The 19,814-nt window shown below is 70.3% G+C and carries 18 protein-coding genes; 11 read left to right on the forward strand and 7 right to left on the reverse strand.

Features of this window, described 5'->3' with window-relative positions:
* A partial coding sequence (locus ABIC47_RS15460) for a BatC protein (RefSeq protein WP_354481720.1) occupies positions 1–245 on the reverse strand: 245 nt, incomplete at its 3' end.
* 201 nt (positions 246–446) lie between these two features.
* On the opposite strand from ABIC47_RS15460, the gene ABIC47_RS15465 reads away from it, so the two are divergent.
* From ABIC47_RS15465 to ABIC47_RS15475, 3 genes are read left to right on the forward strand one after another with little or no spacing between them, the layout of a single operon-like run.
* Complete coding sequence (locus ABIC47_RS15465; protein WP_354481723.1) at positions 447–1,394, forward strand: MetQ/NlpA family ABC transporter substrate-binding protein; 948 nt, start codon at positions 447–449, stop codon at positions 1,392–1,394.
* Positions 1,394–2,437 (forward strand): methionine ABC transporter ATP-binding protein, encoded by a 1,044-nt coding sequence (locus ABIC47_RS15470; protein ID WP_354481726.1) that lies wholly within the window; start codon positions 1,394–1,396, stop codon positions 2,435–2,437. The genes ABIC47_RS15465 and ABIC47_RS15470 overlap by 1 nt, the downstream gene beginning before the upstream one ends.
* Entirely contained in the window at positions 2,434–3,093 is a 660-nt protein-coding gene (locus ABIC47_RS15475) for a methionine ABC transporter permease (protein WP_018191426.1), read from the forward strand. The genes ABIC47_RS15470 and ABIC47_RS15475 overlap by 4 nt, the downstream gene beginning before the upstream one ends.
* A 90-nt stretch (positions 3,094–3,183) precedes the next feature.
* On the opposite strand, the gene ABIC47_RS15480 is transcribed toward ABIC47_RS15475, so the two are convergent.
* A complete protein-coding gene (locus ABIC47_RS15480) occupies positions 3,184–4,455 on the reverse strand; it encodes a citrate synthase (RefSeq protein WP_354481730.1) in 1,272 nt (423 codons plus the stop codon).
* 19 nt (positions 4,456–4,474) lie between these two features.
* On the opposite strand from ABIC47_RS15480, the gene ABIC47_RS15485 reads away from it, so the two are divergent.
* Both ABIC47_RS15485 and ABIC47_RS15490 read left to right on the forward strand, forming a co-directional pair.
* Positions 4,475–5,647 (forward strand): citrate synthase, encoded by a 1,173-nt coding sequence (locus ABIC47_RS15485; RefSeq protein ID WP_354481733.1) that lies wholly within the window; start codon positions 4,475–4,477, stop codon positions 5,645–5,647.
* 50 nt (positions 5,648–5,697) lie between these two features.
* The gene (locus ABIC47_RS15490; RefSeq protein ID WP_089876366.1) at positions 5,698–6,213 is read left to right on the forward strand and encodes a mycothiol transferase; all 516 of its coding nucleotides are present in this window, start codon (positions 5,698–5,700) and stop codon (positions 6,211–6,213) included.
* A gap of 18 nt (positions 6,214–6,231) precedes the next feature.
* Here ABIC47_RS15490 and ABIC47_RS15495 read toward each other — a convergent pair whose 3' ends face one another.
* Entirely contained in the window at positions 6,232–7,806 is a 1,575-nt protein-coding gene (locus ABIC47_RS15495) for a bifunctional phosphatase PAP2/diacylglycerol kinase family protein (protein ID WP_354481737.1), read from the reverse strand.
* A gap of 151 nt (positions 7,807–7,957) precedes the next feature.
* Here ABIC47_RS15495 and ABIC47_RS15500 point away from each other — a divergent pair, with 151 nt between their 5' ends.
* Both ABIC47_RS15500 and ABIC47_RS15505 read left to right on the forward strand, forming a co-directional pair.
* Positions 7,958–8,401: a nitrogenase-stabilizing/protective NifW family protein gene (locus ABIC47_RS15500; protein WP_020077333.1), complete on the forward strand. Its 444-nt coding sequence runs from the start codon at positions 7,958–7,960 to the stop codon at positions 8,399–8,401.
* A gap of 170 nt (positions 8,402–8,571) precedes the next feature.
* A complete protein-coding gene (locus tag ABIC47_RS15505; protein WP_081626628.1) occupies positions 8,572–9,837 on the forward strand; it encodes an MFS transporter in 1,266 nt (421 codons plus the stop codon).
* Positions 9,838–9,910: 73 nt separating this feature from the next.
* Here ABIC47_RS15505 and ABIC47_RS15510 read toward each other — a convergent pair whose 3' ends face one another.
* The gene (locus tag ABIC47_RS15510; protein ID WP_354481740.1) at positions 9,911–12,367 is read right to left on the reverse strand and encodes an ATP-dependent DNA ligase; all 2,457 of its coding nucleotides are present in this window, start codon (positions 12,365–12,367) and stop codon (positions 9,911–9,913) included.
* Between the two features lie 99 nt (positions 12,368–12,466).
* Between ABIC47_RS15510 and ku the strand changes: the two genes are divergently transcribed.
* A complete protein-coding gene (gene ku, locus ABIC47_RS15515) occupies positions 12,467–13,402 on the forward strand; it encodes a non-homologous end joining protein Ku (RefSeq protein ID WP_020077335.1) in 936 nt (311 codons plus the stop codon).
* Positions 13,399–14,370: a DNA topoisomerase IB gene (locus ABIC47_RS15520; RefSeq protein WP_018191417.1), complete on the forward strand. Its 972-nt coding sequence runs from the start codon at positions 13,399–13,401 to the stop codon at positions 14,368–14,370. Before ku ends, ABIC47_RS15520 begins: the two co-directional genes overlap by 4 nt.
* 83 nt (positions 14,371–14,453) lie before the next feature.
* On the opposite strand, the gene ABIC47_RS15525 is transcribed toward ABIC47_RS15520, so the two are convergent.
* Positions 14,454–15,875, reverse strand: a complete 1,422-nt coding sequence (locus ABIC47_RS15525) for an MFS transporter (protein ID WP_354482140.1) — start codon at positions 15,873–15,875, stop codon at positions 14,454–14,456.
* A 307-nt stretch (positions 15,876–16,182) separates the two neighbouring features.
* On the opposite strand from ABIC47_RS15525, the gene ABIC47_RS15530 reads away from it, so the two are divergent.
* A complete protein-coding gene (locus ABIC47_RS15530; RefSeq protein ID WP_089876358.1) occupies positions 16,183–17,094 on the forward strand; it encodes a sigma-70 family RNA polymerase sigma factor in 912 nt (303 codons plus the stop codon).
* Positions 17,095–17,187: 93 nt separating this feature from the next.
* On the opposite strand, the gene ABIC47_RS15535 is transcribed toward ABIC47_RS15530, so the two are convergent.
* A complete protein-coding gene (locus ABIC47_RS15535) occupies positions 17,188–17,529 on the reverse strand; it encodes a DUF7882 family protein (protein ID WP_089876356.1) in 342 nt (113 codons plus the stop codon).
* A 91-nt stretch (positions 17,530–17,620) separates the two neighbouring features.
* On the opposite strand from ABIC47_RS15535, the gene ABIC47_RS15540 reads away from it, so the two are divergent.
* Positions 17,621–19,207 (forward strand): SDR family oxidoreductase, encoded by a 1,587-nt coding sequence (locus tag ABIC47_RS15540; RefSeq protein WP_354481743.1) that lies wholly within the window; start codon positions 17,621–17,623, stop codon positions 19,205–19,207.
* On the opposite strand, the gene ABIC47_RS15545 is transcribed toward ABIC47_RS15540, so the two are convergent.
* Positions 19,089–19,742 carry a MarR family winged helix-turn-helix transcriptional regulator gene (locus ABIC47_RS15545; protein ID WP_354481746.1) on the reverse strand — a complete coding sequence of 218 codons (654 nt, stop codon included), beginning with the start codon at positions 19,740–19,742 and terminating at the stop codon, positions 19,089–19,091. The genes ABIC47_RS15540 and ABIC47_RS15545 overlap by 119 nt on opposite strands.
* Positions 19,743–19,814 lie beyond the last annotated feature (72 nt).

The following is a 19,814-nucleotide window of genomic DNA, read 5'->3' on the forward strand; positions in this document are numbered from 1 at the left end:
CCGTCGGCTCCGCCGTCGTGGCCGCCGGGGTTCGCTCCGCCGTCGGCCGGGCCTTCGCCTGCGGCCGAGCCGTCGGCTCCGCCGTCGTGGCCGCCGGGGTTCGCTCCGCCGTCGGCCGGGCCTTCGCCTGCGGCCGAGCCGTCGGCTCCGCCGTCGTGGCCGCCCGGGTTCGCTCCGCCGTCCGCGGGGCCTTCGCCGCCGCCGACCGCGTCGGTGCTGATGTCGTCGTCGTTGATGTCGCTCATTCCGTCTCCACTCCGTCTGCGGGAACGCTGACCCCACTCACCCTACGCGTGGCCCACCGCGACCGTAAGGGTCGCCGGATGAACGGGCGGCGTCACATTTCGCAAGACGTTTTGACCACTGTCGTCGGCTCGGGAGAGGCTCGGATATGCCGCCACAGCGTTCGCCGGCACATCCCCCCTTCACGAGAGAGAGGCACAGCCATGTCCGACGCCACCCCACCCACCCCCGCGCTCCCGGAGAAGCCGAAGCGCTCCCGCATCGGCCTCTTCGTCGGCATCGGCATCGCCGTCGTCGCGGTGATCGTGGCCGTCGTCCTCGTCGTCGTGAACCTCACGGGATCGGGCACCGCCACCGCCAAGAGCGTCACGGTGAAGATCGGCACAACGGAGGCGTCCTCGCCGTACTGGGCCGTGCTGAAGAAGGAGGCGGCGAAGGAGGGCATCGACATCCAGACCGTCAACTTCCGCGACTACACGCAGGCGAACCCGGCGCTCGCCGACGGTCAGCTCGACCTGAACCTGTTCCAACACCTGCAGTTCCTCGCCAACTACGACGTGCAGGCGAAGCAGAACCTGGTGCCGATCGGCGCGACCCTCGTCGTCCCGCTGCCGTTGTACTCGACCAAGCACAAGAGCCTCGACGACATCCCCCAGGGCGGCAAGATCGCCATCCCGAACGACCCGACCAACCAGGCGCGCGCCCTGCTGGTGCTGCAGAAGGCCGGGCTGCTGAAGCTGAAGAACGGCGGCAGCACCCTGGCCACCCCGGCCGACATCGACGCCGCCGCCTCGAAGGTCACCGTCATCCCGGTGGACGCCGCCCAGACGGCCCCGGCGCTCAGCTCGGCCGACGGCGCGATCATCAACAACAACTACGCCCTGACCGCGGGCATCGACCCGAAGTCGGCGCTGTTCCAGGACGACCCGAAGTCGGAGACCGCCGAGCCCTACATCAACGCCTTCGTCGCCCGCGAGAAGGACAAGGACAACCCGACCTACCTGAAGATCGCGAAGCTGTACCACACCAAGGCGGTGACGGATGCGGTGCTCGCCGAGTCGAAGAACACGGCGGTCATCGTCAACCGTCCCGAGTCCGACCTGATCGGCATCCTCGACGACCTGAAGAAGACCATCGAGGCGGCGCAGTAGTGCCCGACACGGCCACCGCGGGTCCCATCATCGAGTTCCGCGGCGTCACCAAGAGCTTCGGCTCTGGCGACGCCGCGGTTCCCGCCGTCGACCGGCTCGACCTCACCATCGGCCGCGGCGAGATCTTCGGGATCATCGGCTACTCCGGCGCGGGCAAGAGCACCCTAGTCCGGCTGATCAACGCGCTGGAGCATCCCACCGCGGGAGCCGTGATCGTCGACGGACGCGACCTGACGACCATGCGGGAACGCGACCTGCGACAGGTCCGCGCCGGCATCGGCATGATCTTCCAGCAGTTCAACCTGTTCCGCTCGCGCACCGTCTTCGGCAATGTCGCCTACCCGCTCAAGGTGGCGGGGTGGCCGGCCGACAAGCGCAAGCAGCGGGTCGCCGAGCTGCTCGCCTTCGTCGGCCTCACCGACAAGGCGTGGAGCTACCCCGACCAGCTCTCCGGCGGCCAGAAGCAGCGCGTCGGCATCGCCCGCGCGCTCGCGACGAACCCCGACATCCTGCTCGCCGACGAGGCCACCAGCGCGCTCGACCCCGAGACCACGTCCGACGTGCTCGCCCTGCTGAAGCGGGTCAACCGCGAACTCGGCGTCACCATCGTCGTGATCACGCACGAGATGGAGGTCGTGCGCTCGATCGCGGACCGCGTCGCGGTGCTCGACGCCGGCCGGGTGATCGAGCAGGGCACGGTGTTCGAGGTCTTCTCCGATCCGCAGACGCCGACGGCCCAGCGGTTCGTCGGAACGGTGCTGCGCAACCAACCCGGCGAGGCGGACATCGAGCGCCTCCGCGGCAAGCACTCCGGTCGGATCGTCTCGGCGCGCATCCACGACGACGGCCGCCTCGGATCGGTGCTGTCAGACGCGGTAGGCCGCCACAACGTGCGCTTCGAGATCGTCTACGGCGGCATCTCCGCGCTGCAGGGCCGATCGTTCGGCAGCCTCACGCTGGAGCTCCTCGGCGAGCCGGGCGACGTGGATGCGCTGATCGCCGAGCTCCGCACGGTGACCGAGGTCGAGGAGGTGGCCGCATGACCGACTGGTCGACCCTGTGGCCGGTGTACCTCGAGTCCATCGGCCAGACGCTGTGGATGGTCGTCGCCACCCTGGTGCTCGGCGGCATCCTCGGACTCGCGCTCGGCGTCCTGCTCTACACGACGCGGCGCGGCGGACTGCTCGAGAACCGGGCGCTCTTCACCGTGCTGAACGTCGTCGTCAACTTCATCCGGCCGATCCCGTTCATCATCTTCATGACCGCGATCGCGCCGCTGACGCAGCTGGTGCTCGGCACGTTCCTGGGCACCCCCGCGGCGATCTTCCCGATGACGATCGCGGCGACCTTCGGCATCTCTCGGATCGTGGAGCAGAACCTCGTCACCATCGAACCGGGCGTCATCGAGGCGGCGCGGGCGATGGGGTCGAGCCCGTGGCGGATCATCACGACGCTGCTCATCCCCGAGGCGCTCGGTCCGCTCATCCTCGGCTACACGTTCATCTTCGTCGCGATCGTCGACCTGTCCGCCATCGCCGGCAGCATCGGCGGCGGTGGTCTGGGCGACTTCGCGATCTCGTACGGGTACCAGCGCTACAACTGGGCGGTGACGTGGATCGCGGTCATCACGATCGTCGTGCTGGTGCAGGCGGCGCAATTCCTCGGCAACTGGCTGGCGCGCAAGGCGCTGCGGCGCTGACCGCCGATCCGTGGGTCGCAACACGCCGTTGAGGCGTCGCTGTAACGGCGTGTTGCGACCCACGGATGCGGCACACGGGCGCGGCGCCGGTCACGGGCCGACGTAACGGCCGACCGGCCGCAGCCGCAACGGCCGCTCTGCGTACTCGTCGAGGGCGTGCACGATCCAGCCGACGGTGCGGGCCGTGGCGAACACGACCTCGCCGGCGTCGTCGCGCATCCCCGTCGCGAGGGTGAGGGCGCCGAGGGCGAGGTCGACGTTGGGATGGGCGCCGGTGCGCTCGCGGACCACGTCGCCGACGGCCTCCACCGCGGCAGTGACGGCAGCATGGCGCGGCTCGTCAGCCAGCATCCCGAGCAGGATGCGCGCCCGCGGATCGCCCGCCGGGTACAACGGCTGGCCGAATCCCGGAACGGGTCCGTGCGATGCGACCACGGCGTCGGCGACCGCGCGGGCGGGGTCCTCGCCGGCGACGACGCGCGCCAGAAGCTGGTGCGCCGCCCGGCTGGCGTTGCCGTGCAGCGGCGAGTCGAGCGCGCCGAGTCCCGCGACGACGACGCCGTACGGGGTGGCGCGGGCCGACGCCGCGGCGCGGGCGGCAAGGGTGGAGACGGCGATGTCGTGGTCGAGTAGCAGAACGAGGGCGGCGTTGAACAGCCGGATGTCGTTGGCCGACGGCGCCGCGGGGGAGAGCCGGCCGAACAGGCGGGAGGCGAGGTCAGGCTGGCCATTCACGTTCGACGGCGCGTCGGTCGGCCCCTGGTCGATGCTCCGCCTCGGCGCGAGCACCTCCACCATCCCGGCGACCAGGCGCTCGGCGGCGGATGCCACGGCGGCCGGGTCGAGGGAGGCGCGCAGCGGGTCGGAAGCCGCGAAGGCGCTCACCGCGACCAGCTGGCGGTCGCGGTCGCCGGCCGCAGCGGGGAGGGCGCGGGCCACGGCCCGCGCAGCGTCGACGCCGGTTCCGGGAGCGAATCGCGCCGCCGCATCCCATTCACCGGTGAGCGCCCAGCGCGCGACGGTCTCGAACGGCTCGGCGGCGAGCTCGTCGACGGGACGGCCGCGATAGCGCAGCTCACCATCTTCGATGAGGGCGAAGGCGGTCTCGATCACCATCAACGGGCGACCCTCGGAGTGGCCGCCGTCGGCGGATGGACGACGGCGCCTGCTCGCCGCAAAGCGCTCGACCTCCAGAGGGTCGAAGGTCGAGCCCTCCGCGGTGCGTTCGCGTCCGAGCCGACCGCGCGCGACGTACGCGTACAGGGTCTCCAGCTTCACGCCGAGCCGCTCGGCGGTCTGGTCGGCGGTGAGGCGGGGGAGCGCATCCATATTGATCCGATCAACGTTGACGATGTGTTGCATCCACGTTCACACTACCGATATGGACAGGATGGATGACACCCTCATCGACGTTCCCCGCGGCCTCACCAACGTGGTCGCGGCGCGGACGGAGCTCGGCGATGTGCGCGGTCACGAAGGCTTCTACCACTACCGGCAGTACTCGGCCGTCGACCTGGCGCGCGAGCGGACGTTCGAGGAGGCGTGGCACCTGCTGCTCTTCGGGTCGCTGCCGACCCCGGCAGAGCTGGAGGCGTTCCGCGCGCGCATCGTGGCGGCCCGGTCGGTCCCGTCCGAGGTGCGCGACCTGCTCCCGGCGATCGCCCGGTTGACAGCGGGCGGGGACGCGCTGGCCGGGCTGCGCATGGCTCTCACCGCGGTTGCCGCGGCCGACGGGGCGCGTCCGCTGTACGACGAGAGCCCGGAGGCGCGGGTGGAGGACGCCATCCGCACCGCCGCGGTCACGCCCGTCCTGCTCGCCGCGCTCCACGCGCTCGCGGAAGGACGTGAGCCGCTCGAGCCCCGGGACGACCTGGGATACGTCGCCGGGTACCTCCAGCTGGTGACGGGTCGCGAACCGACGCCGCAGGAGGAGCGCGCGCTGAGCGCGTACATGACCGCGGCGATCGACCACGGGTTCAATGCCTCCACATTCACCGCCCGCGTGATCGCGTCGACCGGGGCGGATCTCGCGTCGGCGGTCGGCGGCGCACTGGGCGCGCTGTCCGGGCCCCTGCACGGCGGCGCGCCGAGCCGAGCCTTGGATACGCTGGATGAGATCGGCACGCCGGACCGGACGGACGAGTGGGTGCGGCGCACGCTCTCGGAGGGCGGCCGCGTGATGGGCTTCGGACATGCGGTGTACCGCACGGAGGATCCGCGTTCGCGCATGCTGCGCGAGTTCGCAGAAGGTTTCGGTGGCCCGCGGGTCGAGTTTGCGGTGCAGGTCGAGCGACGGGTGCAGGAGCTCCTCGCGGAGCTGAAGCCGGGCCGGGAGCTGCACACGAATGTGGAGTTCTACGCGGGTGTCGTGATGGAGCTCTGCGGCATCCCCCGGTCGATGTTCACGCCGACGTTCGCCGCCGCGCGGGTGGTGGGGTGGACGGCGCACATCCTGGAGCAGGCGGCCGACGGGAAGATCCTGCGGCCGTCGTCGCGATACGTCGGTCCGGCAGCCCCAGAGCCGCTTCCGGCACGGGAGGCCGCCGTGCTCTGAGCGGAGCGTGGGCGGCGTATCGTGCGGGGCAGACGATGCGAGGAGGATACGTGACCGCGAGCAGTGAGCTTCTGATCGATGCGTTCGACCGGATCGCGGGGGTGGTGCGCAGCACCGTCCGCGGATTGGACGCCGAGACCTTGGGAGGCCGGGTCGACCCGGACGCGAACTCGATCGCGTGGCTGGTCTGGCACCTGACCCGGGTGCAGGACGATCACGTCTCCGAGGTCGCCGGCCGTGCCCAGGCGTGGACGGAGGAGGGATGGGCGGAGCGCTTCGCCCTGCCGTTCGACGTCTCCGACACCGGGTACGGCCACAGCTCCGACGATGTCGCGCAGCTCGCCGACGTGAGCGCGACCGACCTGGTCGGGTATCACGAAGGGGTGCACGCACGTACCGAGGAGTTCGTCCGAACGCTCACCGACGACGATCTCGCCCGCGTCGTCGACCGGCAGTGGGATCCGCCGGTCACGCTGGCGGTGCGGTTGGTCAGCGTGATCTCGGACGACCTGCAGCACGCCGGTCAGGCCGCGTACGTGAAGGGCGTGCTCCAGCGCCGCGGCTGACCGCACCGTCGGTGCGCGTCACGCCTTCGGCGAGTACACCTTCAGAGCTGCCGGCCGCATCCGGAGGGTGATCTTCCGCGGGTCGCCGGGCGTCTCGGTCGACGCCTCGCCGTCGTGCGCGTAGCCCGGGTCATCGCCCTGCGCCGCGATGGTGATCTCCTCGACGGTGCGCGCCTCGAGCGCGGGCGGCCCCTGCAGGAACGGCAGCCGGGCGACCACGGCGTCGGTCCTGCCGCCGAAGGCGAGGGCGACCGCGCCTCGGGATCGCGGCTTCCCGCCAGCGAACAGGATGCGCACGTCGAGCAGGTGGTCGTCGAGCCGCCGCCGCTCGATCGGCGCGACCGCGACCGGGTAGTACCGGTCGACGCCGACGAACACCGACCAGACCGTTCGTGGTCGCCCGTCGATCTCGATCTGCAGGGGATCGCCGCGGCGGACGACCCGGATCGCCGCGATCAGCGCCGCGATCGGCTTGCCGAGCCGCTTCTCGTGCTTCTCGCGCTCTTCGACGAACGACGGGTAGATGCCGACCGAGGCCGTGTTCAGCACGGTGATCGTCTCGCCGGTGCCGAACGTCAGGTCAGCGACATCGACCTGGCGGCCGGACCCGTCGGCCAGCGCCTGCAGCGTCGCGTCGACGGTGTCGAGCAGGGCGGCCTTCGCGAAGTGGTTGAACGTCCCGCCCGGGAACACCAGGAGCGGGAGGTCCGCGGCCCGAGCCTGTTGGGCGACCGCTGCGACCGTGCCGTCACCGCCGTAGACGCCGAGCACGCGCGGCGGCGTCTCCGCACCGAGCCGGCCCTCGATCACCTCGCCGATGTCGTCGCCGTCCGCCAGCTCATGGATGTCGGCCTGCGGCAGCCGTTTCCGCAACAGCGGCCCTGGCTCCGGGCCGCCGAGCCCGCGACCGGAGCCCGGGTTCACCACGATGAACACGCCATCGCCGGTGTCGGTGGCCGGAAGGTCGATCATGCGTGCCGTCGGCGGGTCGCGGCGCGCGGCGGTCTTCACCGCCGGGGCTGCGAGCTTCAGCGCGACGGCGGCCCCCGCGCCGATCGCGGCGCCTCCGGCGACGTCGGACAGCCAGTGTGCTCCGGTGTGGAGGCGGGAGTATCCGACGCCCGCGGCCAGCGGCGCGAGCACCGCGCCGGCCGCGGGCCACTCCAGCGCCGCCCCGGTCGCGAAGGCGGCGGCGCTCGCCGTGTGGCCCGACGGGAACGACGGCGAGGTGGGGGAGCGCTCCAGCCGACGCGCGAGCGGGATGGACGTGAGGGCCGGCCGGTCGCCGCCGACCAGCCGCTTGCCGACCAGGTTGGCGACGAAGCTGGCGATGCCGAGCGAGGCGAGCCCCCGAACCGCCGCCCGCGGGCGGCCCAGGGCGACCAGGACGGCTGCTGCGGCGAACCACAGCTTGCCGTGGTTGGCCGCGAGCGTGAGGCCGCGCCAGAACCCGTCCGACACCGCGCCCGTCGTGCGCGCGTTGATGCGTGACGCGACCCTCGCATCCCACCTCTTGAGGCGGGCGGGGAGCGAGAGGCGACGGGGAGCGCGGCGCGAGGTGCGCGATCGGGTGCGACGACGGGATGCTGCCATACCGCCAACGTACGCCGAGCCGGTCCGGCGAGGCGCGCATCCCCGCTGTCTGTGGAGAACGCCCGGGGTCGCGGAGCTGTGGACGACTGCGCACGACCCGCCCTGTGGACGGCCTCTGCGGGACGTCGCCGCGGGCGGTAGGATCGACGGCGTGAGCACGCACGTCATCTCCCAGCCCAACGAACAGCAGCGCGACGTCGTCGGCAGCGACGAGCACGGCACGCTCGTCCGCAGCCTGAGCACGACCCTGCCGACCGCACTCGGCAATCTCCTCGCCACGATCGTCGTGCTCGCGTCGCTGGTCATCGGCGTGTGGAGCCTCGTGGCCACCTGGACCGGCAACGCGGAGGACTTCCTGCCCTTCTTCCAGGTCACGGTCGCGGCCACCGTCGTGTCGCTCAACGCGCTCTACGCCCGCCGCACCTTCAGCTACGTCATCACGCTCATCGGCGCGATCCTCTGGCTCTGGGTCTCCGTGACACCGTTCACCCCGTTCTTCCAGGTGCTGCTCCAGGCGATCACCGTGGTGATCATGCTCGCCGGCGTCGTCTTCTCGACCGCCGCAGTGCGCCTCAGCAAGCAGCCTCGCTTCTGAGCGCGGACCGGCAGCGCGGGACGGACCCGCACCCGAGCTCCGACCGGATCGGCGCCGACCGGACCGGCACCGACCGGAGCGGCCTCCCCGACCCGACCGCCCCCGCGGACCCCTCGGCACCACCGGCCGAGACCCTCTCGCGGCGTCGCCATTTCGTCGACCTCTCGCCGCTGCGCGAGTCCCCGGCCTTCGCCCGGCTCTGGGCAGGCGGAGCGATCTCCGGCATCGGCTCGCAGATGACCATCGTCGCGGTCGGGCTGCACATCTACGACCTCACGCACTCGACGCTCGCGGTGTCGCTGGTGGCGCTCTTCGCCCTGGTCCCCATGATCGTCTTCGGCCTCTACGGCGGCGTCCTCGCCGACGCCTTCGACCGGCGCACCGTCGCGCTGGTGACCGCGATCGTCGCGTGGTCGTCGACGGCCGCGCTCGCGCTCCTGGCATGGATGCACATCCCGGTCGTCTGGCCGCTGTACGTCATCACGACGATCAACGCCGTGGCCGGGGTGATGATCGGGGCGACCCGCCAGGCGATCACGCCGCGACTGCTCCCGGTGAGCCTGCTCCCCGCGGCCAGCGCCCTGGGCGGCATCAGCATGGGCGTCATGGTGACCGTCGGCCCGGCGCTGGCGGGCCTGCTCGTCGCGACGGTCGGCATCCCGTGGACGTACACGGTGGATGCGGTGCTCTTCACGGCCGCGTTCCTGGGCATCTTCACCCTCCCGTCCATCGTGCCGGAGGGCGAGCGGAAGAGCGCGGGCCTCTCCTCGGTGCTGGAGGGTCTGCGGTTCCTCCGCACCGCGCCGAACCTCAGCATGACGTTCGTGCTCGACGTCATCGCGATGACGTTCGGTCAGCCGCGTGCGCTGTTCCCCGCGGTGGGTGCGCTGCTGATCGGCGGCGGACCGATCACGGTGGGCATCCTCACGGCAGCCGGGGCGGTCGGGACGCTGCTCTCGAGCGTCTTCTCCGGGCGGCTCGGCGGGGTCCGCTGGCAGGGCCGCGCGGTCGAACGGGCCATCATCGTCTACGGGGCCAGCATCCTCGGCTTCGGGATCGTGCTGGCGGTGGTCGCCTTCACCGGCACGGCGGGCGGCGGCGCCTCCCTCGTCGAGGCGAACCTGCCCGCACTCATCGCGGCGACGGTGCTGCTCGCCGCGTCGGGAGCGGCAGACAACGTCAGCTCGATCTTCCGGATGACGATCCTGCAGGCCTCCGCGCCGGATGCGATGCGCGGCCGGCTCCAGGGCGTGTTCACCGTCGTCGTCACCGGCGGTCCACGTCTCGGCGACCTGTACATCGGTGTGCTCGCCGTGACGGGTGCCCTCTGGTTCCCGCCGCTCCTCGGCGGCCTGCTGATCGTCGTGCTGGTCGGCGTGATCGCCCGCATCCAGGGCTCGTTCCGCCGCTACGACGCGCTCGCGCCGACCCCCTGAATCCCTCGTCGAAGTGCACGTCGTGGTCGCTATTCGCGCGAAATAACCGCCACGACGTGCACTTCGACGAGGATCACGACTCCCGGACGACCTGGTCCGGCCGCTTGTCGGGCCGGAGCCCGCGCCAGGACGGCTGCCGCAGTCGCCCGGGCCCGGTCCACTCGGCGAACTCGACCTCGCCGACGAGTTCCGGCCGCACCCAGTGGGCGCCGCGCGCGTCGGCGGACGGCACGCCCTCCAGAGGCGGCGTCTTGCGCTCGTGCGCTCCGAGCTTGGCGGCCAGGTCGTCCAGGACGCGGTCGGTGAATCCGGTCCCGACCTTGCCGACGTAGCGCAGGGTGTCACCGTCCGGGATGCCGAGCAGCAGTGCTCCGATGGTGTTCGCCCGGCGCCCGTTTCCGGGGGTCCACCCGCCGATGACGACCTCCTGCGTGAGGTGGTGCTTGATCTTGATCCACGAGCGCGAGCGCCGGCCGGTCGCGTAGGTGCTGTCGCGGCGCTTGGCCATGACGCCTTCGAGGCCGAGCTCCCGGCTGGATGCGATGGCGTGCTCGAGGTCGCCGTCGAACGCCGGCGGCACCTGCACCGGGTCGCCGCGGTCGGGCCGCAGCACCTCACCGAGGAGTTCACGGCGCTCGTCGTAGGTGTCGCGCGTGTGCTTCTTCCCGTCCACCTCCAGCACGTCGAACACCATGTAGTGCGCGGGCGCTCGTGTGAGGGCGGACTGCACGTCGCCGGGCCGGGTCAGTCCCATCCGCGTCTGCAGCAGCCCAAAGTCGGGCCGCCCTTTCGGGTTGAGGGTCACGATCTCGCCGTCCAGGACGAGGTCGTGGTCGCCCGCGAGGTCCACGAGCCCGGCGAGGTCGGGATAGGTGACGGTCACGTCGTTGCCGTTGCGTGTAGTGAGCCGCAGCCGGCCGCCGCGCACCTCCGCGATGGCCCGGATGCCGTCCCACTTCATCTCGAACGCCCACTCGTCCTCGTCGGTCACGTCGGCCTGCGAGCCGAGCGTTGCGAGCATGGGGGAGACCGGGTCACCGGTGATCGCCGGCCCCGGCTCGCGGGACGTCGCCGCGGAGGCGCGCTTCGATCCCGCCTTGGCCCGATCCTTCGACTCCGAATGTCCGTCCTGCCCCTCCGTCTTCATGAGGTGGATGAGCCAGTTCTTCTCGTCGCCGCCTTGCGCCGTGCGGATGAGCGCGAACTTCCGCGGCTCCCCGCCGAGCCCGCCGTCCGGCTGGCCGTGCAGCGTGGCGATCACCTCGTCGTCGCGCCACTTCTCCAGCTCGTAGTCGCCGTGGTCCCAGATGTCGACGTGCCCGGCGCCGTACTCGCCGTGCGGGATGTCGCCCGCGAAGCTGCCGTATTCGAGCGGATGGTCCTCGGTGTGCACCGCGAGGTGGTTCTGCTTGGTGTCGGTCGGCGTGCCCTTCGGCAGCGCCCAGCTGACGAGCACGCCGTCGTTCTCGAGCCGGAAGTCCCAGTGGAGCCGCCGGGCGTGGTGCTCCTGGATGACGAACGAGCGTCCCTCCCGGGCAGCGGGCCGCTCGGCGGGCACCGGCTCGGGAGTCTTGGCCGCATCCCGCATCGAGCGGTAGGTGGACAGCCGATCCGGCTCCGACGCGTGGCCCCCGTGCCCGGCGGAGAGCTCCGCCAGCGGGTCCCCGCGTCGCTTGAGGCGCTGCATGACCTCGCGGTAGTCCAGGTGCTCCAGGTTCTTGGAGGCGAGCTCGCGCCAGGTGCGGGGCGCCGCGACGGTGGGATGGAAGCGGCCGCGCAGCGAGTACGGCGCGATCGTGGTCTTCGCGCCGTTGTTCTGGCTCCAGTCGACGAGCACCTTGCCGGCGCGCAGCGACTTCTTCATGTCGCTCACGATGAGGTCGGGATGGTCGGCTTCGAGCGCGCGCGCCAGCTCGTGGGCCACCGCACTGATCTGGTCGCTGGTCTGCGAGCCGTCGAGGGCGGCATAGAGGTGGATGCCCTTGGAACCGGAGGTGACCGGCATCGGGTCGAGCCCCATGTCGGTGAGGATGGCGCGGGCAAGCCGGGCGACCTCCGCGCAGTCGACGAGGGTGACGCCGTCGCCGGGGTCGAGGTCGAGCACCAGCCGGTCGGGGTTCTTCCGCTCGCCGCCGCGCCCCACCCGCCACTGCGGCACGTGGATCTCGAGCGACGCGATCTGCGCCAGCCAGATGAGCGTCGCGCGGTCGTTGACCAGCGGGTAGGTGTTCGTGCTGGTCTTGTGGGTGATGGATGCCTGACGCACCCAGTCCGGGGTGGAGGCCGGGTCGAGGTTCTTCTGGAAGAACACCTCCGCCGGGTCGTCGGGCGTCCCGACGCCGTGCACCCAGCGCTTGCGCGTCGCGATCCGGTCGCGCACGTGCGGGATCATCACGTCGGCGACGGCGTTGTAATAGCCGAAGATGTCGGCCTTCGTCGTCCCGGTCTCCGGGTACATGACCTTGTCGAGGTTGGTCAGCTTGAGGCGGTGGCCGTCGATCTCGACGACCTCGGTGTCCTGCGCGGCCATGCCCTCACCGTACGCCCGGGCCGTGCGGTCGCGGATGCGTTCCGGCGCATTCCCTGATCATGGCTTGAAAATGCGACACTTGCCGGACACGATGGGCACATGAGGGCCATTTGGACGGGCGCGATCACCTTCGGTCTGGTCAACGTTCCGGTGAAGGTATACAGCGCGACCGAGGATCACGACGTGCCGCTGCACCAGGTGCACGACGCGGACGGCGGCCGCATCCGCTACCAGCGGCGCTGCGAGATCGACGGCAAGGTGATCCCGTACGAGCACATCGTCAAGGCGTACGACGACGGTGAGCGCACCGTCATCCTGACCGCCGAGGACATGGCGTCGCTGCCCTCGGAGCGCAGCCGCGAGATCGACGTGGTGGAGTTCGTCCCGAACGACCAGCTCGACCCGCTGATGTTCGACCGCAGCTACTACCTGGAGCCGGACTCCAAGTCGTTGAAGGCGTACGCGCTGCTGCGGAAGACGCTGGAGGACGAGGAGCGTACGGCGATCGTGGAGTTCGCCCTCCGCCAGAAGACCCGGCTGGGCGCGCTGCGCGTGCGCGGCAACCTGCTCGTGCTGCAGACGCTGCTCTGGCACGACGAGATCCGGGAGGCCGACTTCCCGTCGCTGGACCAGACCCCGCGCATCTCGGACCGCGAGCTGCAGCTGTCGAGCGCCCTGATGGAGAGTTTCGCCGGCGACTTCGAGCCGGAGAAGTTCAGCGACGAGTACCAGGACGAGCTGCGCAAGCTCATCGACGCCAAGCTGGAGCAGGGGGAGAGCGTCGACACCGCCGCCACCTTCGGTGAGGAGGCGGAGGAGAAGAAGGGCGGTGGCGAGGTCATCGACCTGATGGAGGCTCTGCAACGCAGTGTCGAGCGCAGCCGCTCGTCGAAGTCGTCCGGCGAGAAGTCCGACGAGAAGAAGCCGGCGGCGCGGAAGAGCTCCGCCTCCGGATCGAAGTCCGCCTCATCGAAATCGTCCACCGCATCCACGCGAAAGGCCCCGGCCAAGAAGTCTGCGAAGAAACCCGCGTGACGCGGCTGAAGCGCAGCAACCCGTCCGGCCCCGGCTACCACCGGAGGATGACGGATTCGGGACCGGTGTACGAGGACGAGGCGGGCAACACGATCGTCGACGAGCGCGAGCTGGAACGCATCCGCTCGCTCGTGCTCCCGCCCGCCTGGCAGGACGTGTGGATCTCGCCGGACGCCCGCGGGCACATCCAGGCGGTCGGGACGGACCAGGCCGGCCGGCGGCAGTACCGCTATCACGACTCGTGGAGGCTGCACCAGGACCGCGTCAAGTTCGAGCGGGCCGCGCAGCTGGCCGAGACCCTGCCGTCGGCGCGCCGCAAGGTGACCATGGACCTGCGGGAGGAGGGGTTCGGCCGAGACCGCATCCTCGCCGCAGCCTTCCGCATCATCGACCTCGGCAGCGTCCGGATCGGCAGTGAGGAGTACCTGCATGCCAACGGCAGCCGGGGGCTCACGACCCTGCTCTGCAGGCACGCCCGCATCGAGGACGACGACATCACGCTGACGTTCCCCGCGAAGTCGGCGCAGAAGTGGACGAGCACGATCACCGACGCCGACCTGGCGGAACTGCTGAGGCAGATTCAGGCGCTCCGCGGCCAGCGCTCGCGGCTGCTGTCGTGGAAGGACGGCACCTGGCACTCCATCCGTCCGGCATCCCTGAACGAGTACATCCGCCGGCAGACGCGGGGCGAGTTCACCGCGAAGGACTTCCGGACGCTGCACGGCACGATCGTCGCAGCGGAGGCGCTCGCCGAGCTGGGTGTCGCCGGCTCGGACTCCCAGCGGAAGAAGCGGATCAGCGCGGCCGTGAACGAGGCGGCCGCGGCCCTCGGCAACACGCCGGCGATCGCGCGCAACAGCTACATCGACCCGCGCATCTTCGACCGTTACCGCAGCGGCGAGGTCATCGACACCTCCGGCGGTCGCGCGCCGGAGCCCGCCCTCCTCGAACTCCTCTCCACCAGCTGACACACGCCAACAGCTCCTGAGTTTTTCGCGCGACACGCCGTCGCGGGGGCGAAAAACTCAGGAGCTGTCGGCGTGGGACCAGGTCAGCGCTTGGCGGGTGCCTGCGCCTTCGTCGAGGCGGAGAGCGGGGAGGCGATCTCCTCCAGCGACTTGCCCTCCGCGTTCACGCCGAGGAACAGCTCCACGAGCCCGGCCGCGATCATCAGCCCGGCCCCGATGTAGTACCCGATGACCACCGAGTGGATGCCGCCCTCGATCAGGTTCCCGAACAGGATCGGGCCGATGATGCCGCCGATGCCGGTTCCGACCGCGTAGAAGAACGCGATCGCCATGGCCCGGGTCTCCATCGGGAAGATCTCGCTGACGGTGAGGTACGCCGCGCTGGCGCCGGCCGACGCGAAGAAGAACACGACCATCCAGCATGCGGTGAGCCAGAACGCGTCCAGCACACCGGAGTCGAACAGGATGGCCGTCCCGACCAGCAGGACGCCGCTGCCGACGTACGAGAGGGTGATCATGAACTTCCGCCCGACCGTGTCGAACAGGTGACCGAGCAGGAACGGCCCGAGGAAGTTGCCGATCGCGATCGGGACCAGCGCCCACGGCGCCACGTCGTCCGGGACGTTCAGCAGCTTGGTGAGCACCAGCGAGTAGGTGAAGAACACGGCGTTGTAGAGGAACGCCTGGCCGATGAACAGCGAGAGGCCGAGCACGAACCGCTTCGGGTACTGCGTGATCGCGACGCGCACGATCTCGCCGAAACCGGTGGAGCGGCGCTGGTGGATCTCGATCTCGCGGTCGCTGGGCACCGCCTCGAGCTTCTGGTGGGTGTCCTTCTCGACGCTCTCCTCGATCTCGTCGACGAGTTTCTCGGCCTCCTCGTCGCGACCGTGGATGAACATCCACCGCGGCGACTCCGGCACGTTCCGGCGGACGAGCAGGATGACGAGGCCGAGCACCGCGCCGAGACCGAACGCGATCCGCCAACCGATGTTCGGGGCGAAGATGTCGGTGTTCAGCAGGAACACGGTGAGGATGGCGCCGAACGCCGTTCCGAGCCAGTACGACCCGTTGATGGCCAGGTCGACCAGTCCGCGCCGCCGGGCCGGGATCAGCTCGTCGATCGCGGAGTTGATGGCCGCGTACTCGCCGCCGATGCCGGCGCCGGTGAAGAACCGGAACAGGAAGAACATCCACGGGGTGACGGCGAACGCGGTCAGCACCGTCGCCACCAGGTAGAGGCCCAGGGTGATGATGAACAGCTTCTTGCGGCCGAACCGGTCGGTCAGATAGCCGAACACCAGGGAGCCGGTACAGGCGCCGGCGACGTAGATGGCCGCCGCGAGTCCGACCTGGGCGGTGGTGAGTCCGAGGCCGCTGTCGGGTTCGGTCAGGCGGCTTCCGATGGCGCCGACGATGGTCACCTCGAGGCCGTCCAGGATCCACACGGTCCCGAGTCCGACGACGACGAGCCAGTGGAAGCGGGACCAGGGGAGGCGGTCCATGCGAGCGGGGATGGCTGTGCGGATCGTCTTCAGCGACGCCGCGTTCCTCTGCGATGTGTGAGCTGTCACTCGGGGGACTGTACGGGTCCTGTGTATCCGAAGGGAGAGCCTTGACAAACCGGCGTTCACTTGTTCTCAGGGTCCGATAGCGCACCGCTGGTACCCCTGTCAACCCCTTGTTGGGGTACGGGGTGCATTGCTTATCGTGGCTAACGAACCACCGACCCGGAAGGCGAGGTGGCGCACCCGAACTGAGAGCACTTAAACGAGGTCGCCCGTGCGTACACGGGCTGAATGGGATGACACGATGACGACGCTCGAAGTTACCAGCGACCCGGTACGGGACTACCTCAATGCCATCGGCCGCACGCGGCTGCTGACCGCCGACGAGGAAGTCGCCCTGGCCAAGAGGATCGAGGTGGGAGTGCTGGCCGGAGAGCGGCTGGCGATCCGCCCGAACCTGACCCCCCGCGAGAAGCGTGAGCTGCAGTACCTCGCCGATGACGGCAAGCGCGCGTTCGAGCGGTTCATCGAGGCGAACCTCCGCCTGGTGGTGAGCATCGCCAAGCGGTACGCCGGCCGCGGCCTCCCCGTGATGGACCTCATCCAGGAGGGTAACCTCGGTCTCGTCCGCGCTGTCGAGAAGTTCGACTACCGCACGGGCAACAAGTTCTCCACCTACGCCACCTGGTGGATCCGCCAGTCGATCCTCCGCGGGATCGCCGACACGGCCCGCCTGATCCGCATCCCCGTGCACACGGTGGAGAAGATCGACAAGCTGGACCGCATCCGCCGCGACCTGGGCGGGGAGCTGGGCCGCACGCCCACCCTGGAGGAGATGGCCGAGGCCTCGAACCTCGACCCCGCCGAAGTCCACAAGCTGCAGATGAGCGACTCGGAGACCGTCTCGCTGGCCGTGCCGGTCGGCGAGAACGAGGGCGCCGAGCTCGGCGACCTGATCGAGGACGGCGACTTCGCCGGTCCGCCGGAGGCCGTCGAGGTGGAGTTCCGTCACCGCGACCTGGAGGAGCGCCTCCGCGAGCTGCCGCCGCGCGACGCGAAGGTCGTGCGCATGCGCTTCGGCCTCGACGGTCACAAGCCGATGACCCTCGACGAGGTCGGCGAGGTGTACGGCATCACCCGTGAGCGCGTCCGCCAGCTGGAGACCCGCAGCCTCAAGCGCCTCCGCTGCCCGGAGCTGCTCGAGTACCTGCGCTGAATCGAGAGCACGAGAAGAAGGACCCCGCACCTGATCGGTGCGGGGTCCTTCTGCGTGTGGATGCGTGTGGATGCGGTCTGCGTGTGGATGCGGTCAGCGCCCGGGAGGCGAATCCGCGTCGACCTCGTCCGCGCCGAGCGCGCCGATCTCCTCGGTCAGCTGGAGACCCTGCGAACTGTTCGACGACGCCGTCAGCTGCTCCAGCCAGGCTTTGTTGATGCGGGGGTACCGGCCGCCGCTGTAGCGGAACAGCAGGGGGATGGCCGGGTCGATCCAGATCGCACTGCGACCGTCACCGACGCCCTGCTCGTCGCGCCAGGAGAAGAAGAAACCCTCCTTGCGGCGGAGCTTCAGTCCGATCACGATCTGCAGGTGCGCCAGCACCCGGTCCTCGAAACCGATCTCGGTGGTGCCACCGTAGACGAGCTTGCCCATAGGAAAAACGTACAGGATGGTTCCCCCGTTCGATGCGACGCCGAACGGCTGCCATGCCCGGATGTTCGCCCACGGGCGTACTGTCGCCCCCATGAGCCCCTCCCGCATCCTGGTCACCGGCGCCACCGGCTACATCGGCGGCCGCCTCGTCCCGCGGCTGCTCGCCCGCGGTCACGACGTCCGGGTGCTGGCGCGCTCGCCGCAGAAGCTGACGGACGTGCCCTGGGCGGGCGATGTGGAGGTGGTGGAGGGCGACCTGCACGATGCCGATGCCGTAGCCCGCGCGGTCCGCGATGTGGACGTCGTCTACTACCTCGTCCACTCCATGCGGGCCCGCGGCGACTTCGACGAGGAGGAGTCCGCGGCGGCTCGCACGGTCGCAGAGGCGGCCGAGGCAGCGGGCGTCCGCAGGATCGTGTACCTCGGCGCCCTGCACCCGGACGGCGAGCTCTCGCGGCATCTGCGTTCCCGCGTGGCCGTCGGCCGCATCCTGCTCGACTCCGGCGTCCCGACGGTGGTCTTCCAGGCGGGCGTGGTGATCGGCTCCGGGTCCGCCTCGTTCGAGATGATCCGGCACCTGACCGAGGTGCTGCCGTACATGCCGGCGCCGCGCTGGGTGCGCAACCGCATCCAGCCGATCGCCATCCGCGACGTCCTGCACTATGTGCTCGAGGCGGCCGAGCTCCCACCGGACGTGTCTCGGGCGTTCGACATCGGCGGCCCGGACATCCTCCGCTACGGCCAGATGATGAACGCCTACGCCCTGGAGGCGGGCCTGCCGCAACGACCGATCGCGTCCCTGCCGGTGTTCACCCCGTGGCTCGCCTCGCAGTGGGTCAACCTGGTCACGCCCATCCCGCGCAGCCTCGCCGTCCCCATCATCGAGTCGCTGCAATACGACTGCGTGATGCGCGAGCACGACATCGACGCCGTCATCCCGCCGCCGCCAGAAGGGCTGACCCCGTATCGCCGAGCCGTCCGGCTGGCCCTGGCGCGCGAGCGGTCGGGGGAGGTGGAGACCAGCTGGCAGGACGCCTCGGTTGCGGGGGCGCCCAGCGATCCGCTGCCGAGCGACCCCGAATGGTCGGGGCACACCGTCTACACCGACCTGCGCGAACGCGACTCGACCGCCGACCCCGAGATGCTGTGGCGCGTCGTCGAGGGCATCGGCGGAGAGCGCGGCTGGTACTCGTTCCCGCTCGCCTGGGCGCTCCGCGGCTGGGCGGACAAGCTGGTCGGGGGCGTCGGCCTCCGCCGCGGACGCCGCGACGCCGACCACCTGAACACGGGCGATGCCCTCGACTGGTGGCGGGTGGAGCGGATCGAGCGGGGGAGCAGCCTCCGGCTGCGCGCCGAGATGCGCGTTCCGGGGCGTGCCTGGCTGGAGCTCGCGGTCCGTCCGCGCGAGGGCGGGGGATCGCAGTACCGGCAGCGCGCCGTGTTCTTCCCGCGCGGACTCTCGGGACGGCTCTACTGGTTCGCGATCCTGCCGTTCCACGGCGTGATCTTCAACGGGATGGCGAACCGCATCGTGTACGAGGCGGAGCACCCGAAGGCGGCTAGCCGCGTCGCGCGTCCGACCGGGCAGCAGAATCCGGACCGGAGTCCGACTCACGAGCATCCGGATCGTCCGAACCCGCACCCACGGCAGGAACCGACGCCAGCGTCGTCTCGCTGAGGTCGCGGAGGAATCGGGTCACCGTGTCACGGTCCTGGGGGCTGAGAGACCGCGCCACCTCGAACCGGCGGGCGTGCTGCAGTCCCATGGTCCGGCGGACCTCACGGTGCGTCTCCGGCGTGATCTCGACGGTGACGGCACGGCGGTCGGTCGGATGCGGGCGGCGGACGACGTGGCCGGCACGCTCCAGGCGGTCGAGTAGCTTCGTCGTGGAGGCGGTGGAGATGTGGAGGTGGTCGGACAGCGCCCCGGCGGTGACCGGGACGTCGGCGTTCATCGACGCGATGATGTACCGCAGCGCCCGCATGTCGGTCTCGTTGAGCTTCATGTGCGTGCGGGATTCGAAGCTGAGCCGCTGGTCGGCGTCACGCCACTCGCGCATCGCGGCGAGCAGCCGGACGATCTGCGCCAGCTCCTCCTCGCTCAGGTCGTCGTGCCGGACGAGTTCCTGCCGCGGGTCGATCACGCGGGGATCGGTGAGGGATGCGGAGATGCGGCGTGCGTCGCGTCGCGCGTCATCCCGAGCCGGTGTCATGCGAACATCCTATTCCCATCCGTAAGAATCGTGCTAGGTTATTTGCTATCCAAGCTAGACAAGGGAGCGCCG

The sequence above is a fragment of the Leifsonia sp. 563 genome, from assembly GCF_040545055.1.
Lineage (GTDB): Bacteria > Actinomycetota > Actinomycetes > Actinomycetales > Microbacteriaceae > Leifsonia.